The 11,538-nt window shown below is 74.4% G+C and carries 13 protein-coding genes; 6 read left to right on the top strand and 7 right to left on the bottom strand.

Translation table 11 applies throughout. The features are described 5' to 3' along the window. Positions 1–12: 12 nt before the first annotated feature. The 6 genes from IE287_RS13185 to IE287_RS13210 form a co-directional block, all read right to left on the bottom strand. Positions 13–492, bottom strand: coding sequence for a DUF3180 domain-containing protein (locus IE287_RS13185; RefSeq protein WP_189849169.1), 480 nt, complete (start codon positions 490–492; stop codon positions 13–15). A gap of 48 nt (positions 493–540) precedes the next feature. Then, on the bottom strand, positions 541–1,140 hold the full coding sequence (gene folK, locus IE287_RS13190) for a 2-amino-4-hydroxy-6-hydroxymethyldihydropteridine diphosphokinase (RefSeq protein ID WP_229883457.1): 600 nt from the start codon (positions 1,138–1,140) through the stop codon (positions 541–543). Further along, entirely contained in the window at positions 1,137–1,496 is a 360-nt protein-coding gene (gene folB, locus IE287_RS13195) for a dihydroneopterin aldolase (protein WP_030495863.1), read from the bottom strand. The genes folK and folB overlap by 4 nt, the downstream gene beginning before the upstream one ends. A gap of 111 nt (positions 1,497–1,607) precedes the next feature. Then, on the bottom strand, positions 1,608–2,093 hold the full coding sequence (locus tag IE287_RS13200; protein ID WP_189849171.1) for a nuclear transport factor 2 family protein: 486 nt from the start codon (positions 2,091–2,093) through the stop codon (positions 1,608–1,610). Then, entirely contained in the window at positions 2,090–2,953 is an 864-nt protein-coding gene (gene folP / locus IE287_RS13205) for a dihydropteroate synthase (protein WP_189849172.1), read from the bottom strand. The genes IE287_RS13200 and folP overlap by 4 nt, the downstream gene beginning before the upstream one ends. A 37-nt stretch (positions 2,954–2,990) precedes the next feature. After that, positions 2,991–4,844, bottom strand: a complete 1,854-nt coding sequence (locus IE287_RS13210; RefSeq protein WP_189849173.1) for a phosphatidylglycerol lysyltransferase domain-containing protein — start codon at positions 4,842–4,844, stop codon at positions 2,991–2,993. A gap of 179 nt (positions 4,845–5,023) precedes the next feature. Here IE287_RS13210 and IE287_RS13215 point away from each other — a divergent pair, with 179 nt between their 5' ends. Further along, positions 5,024–6,136 (top strand): alpha/beta hydrolase, encoded by a 1,113-nt coding sequence (locus IE287_RS13215; protein ID WP_189849174.1) that lies wholly within the window; start codon positions 5,024–5,026, stop codon positions 6,134–6,136. A 97-nt stretch (positions 6,137–6,233) separates the two neighbouring features. Here the strand turns inward: IE287_RS13215 and IE287_RS13220 are convergent, their stop codons facing one another. Further along, positions 6,234–7,238, bottom strand: a complete 1,005-nt coding sequence (locus IE287_RS13220) for an ABC transporter ATP-binding protein (RefSeq protein WP_189849175.1) — start codon at positions 7,236–7,238, stop codon at positions 6,234–6,236. 159 nt (positions 7,239–7,397) lie between these two features. Here IE287_RS13220 and IE287_RS13225 point away from each other — a divergent pair, with 159 nt between their 5' ends. The 5 genes from IE287_RS13225 (at position 7,398) to IE287_RS13245 (ending at position 11,531) form a co-directional block, all read left to right on the top strand. Next, a complete protein-coding gene (locus tag IE287_RS13225) occupies positions 7,398–8,084 on the top strand; it encodes an ABC transporter permease (protein ID WP_189849176.1) in 687 nt (228 codons plus the stop codon). Position 8,085: 1 nt separating this feature from the next. Continuing rightward, a complete protein-coding gene (locus IE287_RS13230) occupies positions 8,086–8,754 on the top strand; it encodes an ABC transporter permease (protein ID WP_189849177.1) in 669 nt (222 codons plus the stop codon). Next, the gene (locus tag IE287_RS13235; protein ID WP_373307843.1) at positions 8,751–9,761 is read left to right on the top strand and encodes an ABC transporter substrate-binding protein; all 1,011 of its coding nucleotides are present in this window, start codon (positions 8,751–8,753) and stop codon (positions 9,759–9,761) included. Before IE287_RS13230 ends, IE287_RS13235 begins: the two co-directional genes overlap by 4 nt. A gap of 130 nt (positions 9,762–9,891) precedes the next feature. Then, complete coding sequence (locus IE287_RS13240; protein ID WP_189849179.1) at positions 9,892–11,049, top strand: hypothetical protein; 1,158 nt, start codon at positions 9,892–9,894, stop codon at positions 11,047–11,049. Continuing rightward, positions 11,046–11,531, top strand: a complete 486-nt coding sequence (locus tag IE287_RS13245; RefSeq protein WP_189849180.1) for a GNAT family N-acetyltransferase — start codon at positions 11,046–11,048, stop codon at positions 11,529–11,531. The genes IE287_RS13240 and IE287_RS13245 overlap by 4 nt, the downstream gene beginning before the upstream one ends. Positions 11,532–11,538: the final 7 nt, after the last annotated feature.

Genomic DNA, 11,538 nt, shown 5'->3' on the forward strand with positions numbered 1-11,538 from the left:
CAGGAGGTCGGCTCAGGCCCGGGCGCCGCCCGGGCCTTCGTCGTCCTCGGGGAGTTTGCAGACGCGCTCCAGGAAGAGGGCGGCGGCGATGACGGCGAGGCCGGCGACGACGGAGGCGGCGGCGTAGAGGGCCTGGTCGCGGCGGGCGGGGACGTCGAGGAAGCCGAGGAGGAAGACGCCCACGCCGCCGTACATGCCGGCGACGAGGGCGGCGACCAGGGCGCTGGCCTGGCCGAAGACGACCGCGCGGGCGGCCATCAGGGGTTCGACGCCCTTGGCGTCGGGGCGCCGCTCGCGCTGGGCCTTGAGGCGGACCCGGATCGAGAGGGCGGTGGCCGTGAGGACCACCGCGATCACGGCGAGGACGATGGGCGCGGCGAGCGGCACGCTGGGGAGGGTGCCGACGGAGTCCCAGAGGCGCGCGGCGCCCCAGGAGAGGACGCCGGCGCCCAGGAAGAGGCCGGCGAGCACCTTGAGCCGCAGTTGTTTCACCGGGTGTCCTTCACGTGGTCGCGGGAGGTCTGCCACGTAGCGTAACGACTACTCGGGGAGACGGAGTTCCAGGTCGGTCCGGGGCGTCACGCCGGCGCGGTCGACTGCGGCCAGGAGGGCCGCCACCGCACCGTGGCCGGGGAGCTGGGCCTCGGGGTCCAGGTCGTGCCAGGGGGCGAGGACGAAGGCGCGCTGGTGGGCGCGGGGGTGGGGGAGGGTGAGGACGGGGTCGTCGGAGACGACGTCGGCGTAGGCGATGATGTCGACGTCCAGGGTCCGGGCGCCCCAGCGCTCGTCACGGACCCGCAGGAACGCTTCCTCGACGGCCTGGGCGCGCTCCAGGAGCGAGGAGGGCGGGAGGGTCGTCCGCACCAGCGCGACGGCGTTGAGGTACGAGGGCTGGGTGCCCGGCTCGACGCCCCAGGGCTCGGTCTCGTACACGGGGGAGACGGCCTTGACGCGCAGGCCGGGGGTGTCGGCGAGGGCGTCGAGGGCTCCCTGGAGGTTCTCCAGGCGGTTGCCGAGGTTGGCGCCGAGGGCGAGGACGGCCCAGTGCGGGTTGGACAGGGTGCTGTCCGCGGCGTCGACGGCGGCGACGACGGCCGCCGGCACGGGCTGGACGGTGGGGTCGCTCTGGTTCGGTTTCATCGACGGCTCCGGGTGATCGTGACGGTGACGTCGTCGAAGGGGACGGTGATGGGGGCGTCCGGCTTGTGGACGACCACCTCCACCTCCTGGACGCCGGCGTGGCTCAGGCATTGCTGGGCGATGCGCTCGGCGAGGGTCTCGATCAGGTCGACGGGCTCGCCCTGGACGACGTCGACGACCTCCTCGGCGACGACGCCGTAGTGGACGGTCTTGGTGAGGTCGTCGTCGGCGGCCGCCGGGCGGGTGTCCAGGCCGAGGACCAGGTCCACGATGAAGGTCTGGCCCTCCTCGCGCTCCTTGGGGAAGACGCCGTGGTGCCCTCGGGCCTTGAGGCCGCGCAGCGCGACACGATCCACGCGAATCACTCCTGCTGTCGTAGTTGCCGGTCACGCAGCCGGGTGCGGACGGCCGGGTGTCCTCCATCGAATCTACCTGCGGCCCCCGACAGCGCTTGCTGTCGGGGGCCGTCAGGCGGAGGGTCCGGCGTCGTCGGCGGTGGCGGCGGGGGGTGCGTCGTCGTCGGGTCCGGCGATGACGGGGGAGGCGTGGTGCGACCAGATCCGCCAGCCCTCGGGGGTCCGGCGGAAGGCGTTGGTGGCGACGACGAGCTGTCCGACGAGGGGGCCGAGCTCGGCGCCGTCCTCGGCGGGGCCGCCGCTGAGGATGTTCTCGGTGCAGGTGACGAGCGCGGTGTCGCCGGCGAGCGAGATCCGCGTGTCGGTCAGGAAGAACTGGATGTAGTCGGTGTGCGCCATGATCAGCGCGTACGAGCGGAGCACCTCGGCGCGGCCGGTGAGGACCGGCCACCCGGGGTGGACGCAGGAGACGTCGCCGGCGCCGTCGTCGAGCCAGAGGTCTTCGAGGCGGTCGAAGTCGCCCTCCTCCATCGCCGCGTAGAAGGCGGTGTTGGCGGCCTCGACGGCGGTCCGGTCGGCCTCGCGCCCGCCGGTCACCGGGCTCCCTCGACCGCGCGCGCGACGCGGACGGCGTCGGCGCTGGCGCGGACCTCGTGGACGCGGACGGCCCAGGCGCCCTCGTGGGCGGCGAGGGCGGTGACGGCGGCGGTGGCGGCGTCCCGCTCGCGGGCGGGCGGCGGGGTGGCGCCGGGCTCGCGGGTGAGGACGTGGCCGAGGAACCGCTTGCGGGAGGCGGCGACCAGCAGCGGGCGGCCCAGGGCGCGCAGCTCGGGGAGGTGGGCGACGAGGGCGAGGTCGTGCGGGGCGAGCTTGGCGAAGCCGAGGCCGGGGTCGATGACGATCCGCTCGGGGGCGACGCCGCCGTCGACGACCGCCTCCATCCGGGTGCGGAGCTCGGTGACGACCTCGGCGACGACGTCGTCGTAGACGGCGAGGCTGTTCATGGACTCGCTGAAGCCGCGCCAGTGCATGACGACGAAGGGGACCTCGGCGGCGGCGACGGCGGGGACCATGCCGGGGTCGGCGAGGCCGCCGCTGACGTCGTTGACGAGCACGGCGCCCGCGGCGACGGCCGCGGCGGCGACGGAGGCCCGCATGGTGTCGACGGAGACGGTCACTCCCTCGGCGGTGAGGCCGCGGACGACGGGGACGACCCGGCGGAGTTCCTCGTCCTCGTCCACCCGGGTGGCGCCCGGGCGGGTGGACTCGCCTCCGACGTCGACCAGGTCGGCGCCCTGGGCGACGAGGTCGAGGCCGTGCTTGACGGCGGCGGTCGTGTCGAACCACCGGCCGCCGTCGGAGAAGGAGTCCGGGGTCACGTTGACCACGCCCATGACCGCGCAGCGGTCCCACGCGGGAAGGCCGAGGGGGGCGCCCCGGTCGATCGTCGTACTCATACGACCAGCGTAGGGCCCGACGGGGTGCGGGGCGGGTTCAGGCCGTACGGGCCTCGTGCTCCCGGCCGGTGCGCGGGGGGACCACGTGGGCGCAGGGGCGGGGTGCGCGGGCGGGGCGGCGGCGGGCGAAGGGGCGGGGCAGGGCGAGGGAGAGGAAGCCTTCGGCCTGCATGGCGGCGAGGCCGATGCGGGGGAGGTCGCGGCCTGTGCGGTAGACGACGAAGCGGGGTTCCCAGCGGGGCTGGAACTTGGCGTTGAACTTGTAGAGCGACTCGATCTGGAACCAGCGGGAGAGGAAGAGGAGGAGGCCGCGCCAGAGGCGGAGGACGGGGCCGGCGCCGATGCGTTCGCCGCGGGCGAGGGCGGAGCGGAACATGGCGAAGTTGAGGGAGACGCGCCGGACGCCGAGGGCGGGGGCGGCCTGGAGGGCGGCGACGATGAGGAGCTCGTTCATGCCGGGGTCGGCGGAGCGGTCGCGGCGCATGAGTTCCAGGGACATGCCGTCGGGGCCCCAGGGCACGAAGTGGATCATCGCTTTGAGGTCGCCGTGGGGGCTTTCGGCGGGGCTGCCCCCGGGGTCGGCGAGGTGGGCGGTGGCGATGACGGCGTCGCCGTCGCCGGGGGCTCCGATCCGGCCGAGGGCCATGGAGAAGCCGCGTTCGGTGTCGGTGCCGCGCCAGGCGCCGGCGGCCCGGCGGACGACGTCGAGTTCGGCGCCGGAGAGGTCGCGGACCCGGCGCACGCGCGTGGTGTAGCCGTTGCGTTCGATGCGCTTGACCATCTGGCGGACGTTGCGCATGGCGCGGCCGGAGAGGGAGAAGGCGTCGACGTCGATGACGGCCTCGTCGCCGAGTTCGAGGGCGTCGAGGCCGGTCTCGCGGGTCCAGACCTGGCCGCCGGTCTCGGAGCAGCCCATGACGGCGGGGGTCCAGGAGTGGGCGCGGGCCTCGTCCATGAAGCGTTCGATGGCGCCGGGCCAGGCCTCGACGTCGCCGATGGGGTCGCCGCTGGCGAGCATGACGCCGGAGACGACGCGGTAGCAGACGGCGGCCTTGCCGCTGGGGGAGAAGACGACGCCCTTGTCGTGGCGGAGCGCGAAGTGGCCGAGGGAGTCGCGGTCGCCGTGCCGGTCGAGGAGGGCGCGCAGGCGGGTCTCGTCCTCGCCGGTGAGGCGGGCGGCGGGGTGTTCGGGGCGGAGCGCGAGGTAGAGCGTGGTGAGGGCGGTGAGCATGCCGAGGGCGCCGAGGGAGTAGCCGACGGTCCAGTCGACGCCGTGGGTGTAGGCGACGGGGCCCTCGATGCCGAAGAGGCCGAGCAGGACGTGTTCGAGGCGGTCGGTGAGGCTGGGGTCGCCGACGACCCGGCGGGGGTGGGCGCTGACGACGACGAGGCCGAGGGCGAGGGAGCCGGCGCCCATGACGACGAAGTTGGCCAGGGCGCGCCAGCGGCTGCGGGGGTCGGGGAGGGCGGCGAACTGGTCGCGGTGGCGCAGCAGGAGGGCGAGCAGGCCGAGGGAGAGGAGGGAGCCGAGGATCGAGTGGCGCCAGACGAACTGGGCGACGGCTCCGAGCGGGAGGAGGAGGACGACGGCCCGCCAGGCGCGGCGCTTGTGGCGCTTGAGGCCGTGGGCGAGGAGGAGCAGGAGGACGCCGGCGCTCAGCGAGACGGCGGCGGAGAGGGGCCCGAGGGTGCCGGGGAGGACCTCGGCGAGGGCGTGGACGCGGCTGGCGCGGAAGCGGGGGAAGACTCCGGCGGCGATGTCGACGAGCCCGATGAGGGCGCAGCCGGTGCCGATGAGGGAGGGGACCTTCTCCGGGGCGGGTCCGTTCAGAATTCGTCGGACCCGAACCGGAACCGATGATGTTTTGTCCCCATCTACCGTGACAGACATCGCTTCCCGCGCTTCCCGTGCTTCCGTGGTCGTTTTCGGCCCTGTTCGGGGCGCTCCTTAGGACGGGGTGGGGCCGGGGCGGGTTCATTCGGGCACGGGAAATTCTCAGGAAGCCGTCGGGGCGGCCGGGACGCCGTGGTGGCGTCCGGGGGTCCCGGCGAGGAAGGTTCGGCCGGTTCATGGGTCTCACCAGCGGCGCGGTGCTCGTCACGGCGGTGGCGGCGGCCGTCGCGCTGTTCTCGGTCACGGTGCTGCTGTGGCCCCGGCTGGCGCGGCCGGGCCGGCGTCAGGTCTGCGGGCGGGTGGGGTTGTTGCTCGCGACGCAGCTGGCGCTGTTCGCGGCGGTGGGGCTGGCGGCGAACCGTTCCTTCCTCTTCTACGGCTCGTGGGCGGATCTGTTCGGCCAGGAGCAGGAGATGGGCGTGGTCGTCGACCACGGTGCCGCCTCGAAGGACGTGCGGGTGGTGGGGACGCGTGCCGTGGACGTGCCGGGCGGCGGGCGGCCGTCGGTGGGCGGGCAGATCCAGGAGGTGGTGGTCCGGGGCGACCGGTCGGGGATCACCTCGCCGGCCTTCGTCTACCTGCCGCCGGAGTACTTCCAGGCGCGGTACGCGCGGCGGACGTTCCCGGCTGCGGTGGTGCTGACGGGGTATCCGGGCACGGCGGAGAACCTGATCCAGGGGCTGAAGTACCCCCGGACGGCGCACCTCCAGGCGAAGGAGGGGCGGATGCAGCCGATGGTGCTGGTGATGCTGCGCCCGACGGTGGCGCCGCCGCGGGACACCGAGTGCGTGGACGTGCCGGGCGGGCCGAGGACGGAGACCTTCTTCGCCGAGGACCTGCCGAGGGCGGTCTCGGAGACGTACCGGGTGGGGACGAAGCCCCGGAACTGGGGGTTCATGGGGAACTCGACGGGCGGCTACTGCGCGCTGAAGATCGCGCTGCACCACCCGGACCGGTTCGCCGCGGGGGCGGGCTTCTCGGCGTACTACAGGGCGGCCGAGGACGTGACGACCGGCGACCTCTTCCACGGCGACCGGGAGCTGCGGCGGCGGTCCGACCTGCTGTGGAGCCTGGACCACCGGCCGCAGCCCGCCTCCTCGTTCCTGGTGACGACCTCGCGGTCGGGGGAGGGGAACCTGAAGGGGACGCGGGAGTTCATCGCCAAGGTGAGGGCGCCGGCCCGGGTCTCCTCGATCACGCTGGAGAGCGGTGGGCACAACTTCACGACCTGGAAGCGGGAGATCCCGCCCGGCCTGGTCTGGATGAGCGGGAAGCTCCGGGCGGACTGACGCCTGCGCGGGGGTGCGGCGCGGGGGCCGCCGGACCCTGTGCGGTGGTGCGGTGCGGGGGCCGCCGCACAGGGTCCGGCGCCGGGCCCGCCGGACCCTATGCGGTGGTGCGGCGCAGGGCCCGGTGGACCCCGGCGGGGGTGAGGGTGCCGAGCGGCCGTCCGTCCCCGTCGGTGACGGTCAGCCGCCCGGAGTCGTCCTGGAGGAGCAGCGCGAGCGCGTCCTTGAGGGGCGACCCGAGGGCCACGGAGGGGGGTACGGGGACGGAGGCGGGGGCGCCGTCCGTACGCGCGCGCGTGGCGGGGGTCTCGGCGGGGGAGTCCGGCAGCGGGTCCAGGTCGTGGGCGGTGACGGGGGTGACCGCCAGCCGCTTGAGGGCGCGGTCGCCGCCGACGAAGTCGGCCACGTACGGGGTGGCGGGGGAGGCGAGCACGGTGGCGGGGGCGTCGAACTGCTCGATGCGGCCCTGTCCGTAGACGGCCATGCGGTCGCCCATCCGGACCGCCTCCTCGATGTCGTGGGTGACGAGGAGGACGGTCTTGCGGACGGTGGCCTGGAGGGCGAGGAACTCCTTCTGGAGCCGTTCGCGGACGACCGGGTCGACGGCGCCGAAGGGTTCGTCCATGAGGAGGACCGGCGGGTCGGCGGCGAGCGCACGGGCCACGCCGACGCGCTGGCGCTGCCCGCCGGAGAGCTGCGCGGGGTAGCGGGGGCCGTGGACGGCGGGGTCGAGGCCGACCAGTTCGAGGAGTTCGGCGGCACGCGCGCGTGCGGCGGCCTTCTTCCAGCCGAGCAGGGCGGGGACGGTCGCGGTGTTGTCGAGGACCGTGCGGTGGGGGAAGAGCCCGACCTGCTGGATGACGTAGCCGATCTTGCGGCGCAGGGCGACCGGGTCCACCCCGGCGACGTCCCGGCCGTCGACGAGGACGCGGCCGGAGGTCGGCTCGACCAGCCGGTTCACCATCATCATCGTGGTCGTCTTCCCGCACCCCGAAGGCCCGACGAGCGTGACGAGCTCGCCCTCGGCGACCTCGAAGGAGAGGTCGTCGACCGCGGTGGTGCCGTCCGGATAGCGCTTGCTCACCTGTTCGAACCGGATCATGGGGTCATTCTGTCCCCTCGCCGTCCGGCATGTGTGAAGGCGGTGTTGCGGCGACGTGGCGGATCGGCGGCACGGGCTCCGGATCGGCCCGCTCGTCGGTGGCGGCGGTTAGGGTCGTCACACAGACGTTCTAACGACGGCGACCTGGGGGAGGTCCGGATGAGCACGCCGAACTGCCTGGTCGCCAACGACTGGATCTGCGCGGAGTACCTGCGCACCCGCCGCGAGGAGCTGACCGACGCCCTGGTCCAGCACATCGGCCTCACCGTCGCCTCCGTGGTGATCGCGCTGCTCGTCGCCGTGCCGCTGGCGCTCCTCGTCCGGGCCCGGCCGCGCCTGGCCGCCCCGGTCCTCGGACTCACCACCCTGCTCTACACGGTGCCGTCGCTCGCCATGTTCTCGCTGCTCCTGCCCGTCCTCGGGCTCTCCTCCGCGCTCGTCGTCACCGGCCTGGTGCTGTACGCCCTGACGATCCTGGTGCGCAACGCGCTGGCCGGTCTGGAGGCCGTCCCGGCGGAGACCCGGGAGGCCGCCCGCGGACTCGGCTTCGGCCCCTGGCGGCTGCTCTGGCAGGTCGAACTGCCCCTCGCGCTGCCGGTCCTGATGGCCGGCGTCCGGATGGCCACCGTCTCCACGATCGCGCTCACCACCATCGGCTCGGTCGTCGGCCGCGGCGGCCTCGGCAATCTCATCGAGGACGCCCTGCCCACCTTCTTCAAGGCCCAGGTGCTCGCCGCCTCCGTGCTGTGCGTGCTGCTCGCCGTCGTCGCCGACCTGCTGCTCCTGGGCGTCCAGCGGCTGCTCACGCCCTGGTCGCGGAGCCAGGGCGCGCCGGGGGGTGGGTGAGGTGGGGGTCGTGACGGACGCGTGGACCTGGCTCACCACCGGCGCGCACTGGACCGGCGAGGAGGGCATCGCCGCGCGGCTCGCCGAGCACGTGTACGTGAGCGGGCTGGCGCTGCTGATCGCGGGAGCGCTCGCGCTGCCGCTGGGACTGTGGCTGGGCCACCTCGGACGCGGCGGCGCGCTGGCGGTGAACGTGTCGAACGTGGGGCGCGCGGTGCCGGTCTTCGCCGTCCTCGCGCTCTTCATGGTCTCCCCGCTGCGGAACGCGGGCTACGTGCCCACGGTGACCGCCCTGGTCCTCTTCGCGGTGCCGCCGCTGCTGACCAACGCCTACGTGGGGGTGCGCGAGGTGGACCGGGCGGCCGTCCGCGCGGCCCGGGGGATGGGCATGACCGGCGGTCAGGTCTTCCGGCGGGTCGAACTCCCGCTGGCCGCGCCGGTGGTGACCACCGGCATCCGCTCGGCCGCCGTGCAGGTGGTCGCCACCGCCACCGTCGCCGCCATGGTCGGCCAGGGCGGCCTCGGCCGGATCATCACCGCCGGCTTCGCGCTCTACGACACCGCCCAGGTGGTCGCGGGCGCGGTCCTGGTGGCGCTGCTGGCACTCGTGGTGGAGGGCGTGCTGGTCGGACTGGACCGGCTGTTCGTGCCCCGGCCGCCCCGGACATGACGTACTCAGGACACCGAAAGCGAAGGACGGAAGTCGTGAACAGGATCTCGCGCGCCACGGGCGCGCTGCTGGGTGCCGCCGCGCTGGCCGTCTCGCTCGCCGCGTGCGGCGGGGACAGCCTGGAGCAGGGCAAGGAGAAGACCTCCGGGGGCTCCGGCGGCAAGGGCGCGCTGGTCGTCGGCGCGGCCGCCTTCACCGAGTCCAAGGTGCTGGCGGAGTTGTACGCGCAACTGCTCAGAGACGAGGGCTACACGGTCTCGGTCACCACGGTGAAGAACCGCGAGCTGTACGAGCCGGCCCTGGAGAAGGGCGAGATCGACGTCGTACCGGAATACGCGGCGACGCTCGCGGAATTCCTCAACGCCAAGGTGAACGGCCCGAAGGCGCCCGAGGAGAAGCCGGTCGCGTCCGGGGACGTGAAGGCCACCGTGGACGCGCTGCGGAAGCTCGCGGAACCGCGCGGACTGAAGGTCCTGGAAGCCGGCGGCGCGGTCGACCAGAACGCCTTCGCGGTCTCGAAGGAATTCGCGGAGAAGAACAAGCTGAAGACGCTTTCCGATCTCGGCGCGGCGAAGCTGAAGGTGAAGATCGCGGCGGGTGACGAATGCGCCGTCCGCCCCTTCTGCGCCCCTGGTCTGAAGAAGACCTACGGCATCGACGTGGCGGGCGTCGACCCCAAGGGCGTCGGCACCCCGCAGGCCAAGCAGGCCGTCAAGGACGGCGTGGACCAGCTGGTCCTGACGACCACCACGGACGCCACGGTGGACAGCTTCGGCCTGGTCTTCCTGGAGGACGACAAGCAGCTGCAGAACGCGGACAACGTGCTCCCGGTGGTGAACGCGAAGGAGGCCGGGACGCCCGAGGTCGCCGCCGCCCTCGGCAAGATCACCGAGGTGCTGACCACGGCGGATCTCGCCGAACTCAACCGCAAGGTCGACGCCGAGCGGGCGAAGCCCGAGGACGTCGCCGCCGCCTATCTGAAGGAGAAGGGGCTGGTCGGCAAGTAGACGCCGGAGCGGGGAAGTCGGCCCGAAGCGGAAGCGGAACGCGGTCTGCCCGATTCCGCTGTCGAGAAGTGGCCAAGAGATTGCCGGGCCGACCTCCCACGCCGTACCTACGCACGGTAAATTTCAGGCCATGCCACGTGGACGCCACCGTCATTCCCCGCCTCTGCACAAGCTGATGCCGCCTTCCGCGGTCGCCGGCGCCGCGGCCGTCTGCGCCGCGGCGGCCTGGATCCCCGGGGAACTCGTGGCCGTGCGGCTCCTCGCGGCGGCGGCGGCGGCCGCCGCCGTCACCGGCGCCGTCCTCATGCGCGGCTGGGACCGCAGCGCCGGCCGCCAGGTCGCCGAGCTGACCCGGGCCCGCACCGCCGACCAGTGGAAGGCCGAGGAGCGCCTCGCCGAGCTGGAGGCGGACCTGGAGGAGTCCCGCGCCCTGCGCATCCGCCTGGACGCCAAGCTCCGCGCCAAGCGCGTCGAACTGGCCGGGCTCCGCGGCGAGCACGCCGACCTGCTGCGCCGCTACGCCACCGCGGAGACCGAGCGCGCCGGAGCCCTGGAGGACCGCCGGGTGGCCCGGGAGAACGCCGGGGCCCCCAAGGAGCTGCCCGCCGCCGGTTCGACGCCCACCCCGGAGGCGTACCGCCGCGCCGCCGCGGCCCTGCGCGACCTCTCGCGCAACGCCGCCGCCCAGCAGGCCCGCCGCACCGCCGAGGCGGCCCGCGCCCGCGACCTCGCCGAGCGCGCCGCCGAGACCGAGGAGCCGCGCGGCCGGCACGCCGCGGAGCAGCACGCCCGCCCGGACGGCCAGGACGCCCCGGCGGCCCTCGGGCCCGCCCCGGCTCCCGCGAAGGCCCTGCCTCCGGTGGTCCCCGCGCAGAGCCTGGCCCCGGCGGCCAGCGCGATCGTCCCGTACGCGGCCCGCCGGCCCGTCCAGCGCACCGAGGGCGGCTTCGACTTCTTCGGCACGCAGAACGGCACGCAGAGCGGCCCGCAGAAGGCGGCCATCGAGGCCGTCCAGGACACCGACCTCGCCGACGTGGTGGGCGAGGAGGTCCTGGAGGAGGCCCGCGCCGCGGCCGCCTTCCCGGACCGGGGGCCCGCCCTGACCCCGGTCCCGGCCGCGGCCGCCGCCGGCCGCCCCGAGGAGCCCGCGGACGGGGAGCCCGCCGCGGAGGAGCCCGTCGTCGTCCGCTCCGCCGCCGGTCCGATCGGCCAGGTCATCGACCTGACCGCGCACGACGAGACGGAGCAGCTCGACCTCGCCGAACTGCGCGGCGCCGTCAACCAGTGAGCCACCGCCTCGGCCTCCTCCGCCCGGAGGAGGCCCCGGCCCGCCGGGACGAGCTGATCGCCCTGTGCGCCCAGGCCTTCGCCGGCGCTCCCTGGCACGAGCCGCCGCTCGGCGCCGTACGGACCGTGGACCGGCTGCTCGACTCCGCCGCCCGGCACCCCGACTTCCACGCGCCCGCCGCCCTCGGCCCCGACGGCGCGCTCCTCGGCTTCGCCGCGGGCTGGACCGACACGGTCCTCTCCGGCGGCGCCCCCGCCTTCGAGCTCGCCGAACTCGTCGTCGCCCCCGCCCACCAGGGCCGCGGCCTCGGCCGGGCCCTCCACGACGCCCTGCCGGCGATCGCCGGGACCGGGCCCGCCCTGCTGATGACCCTCGACGTGCCGGAGCTGACGGACCGGTACGCGCGCTGGGGCTGGACGGTCGTCGACCGCCGCCGCCCCGCCCGCGAGGAGCGCGACTACGTGGTGATGCGCCGGGCCTGAGCGGCCC

The organism is Streptomyces omiyaensis, from assembly GCF_014650895.1.
Classification (GTDB): Bacteria; Actinomycetota; Actinomycetes; order Streptomycetales; family Streptomycetaceae; genus Streptomyces; species Streptomyces omiyaensis.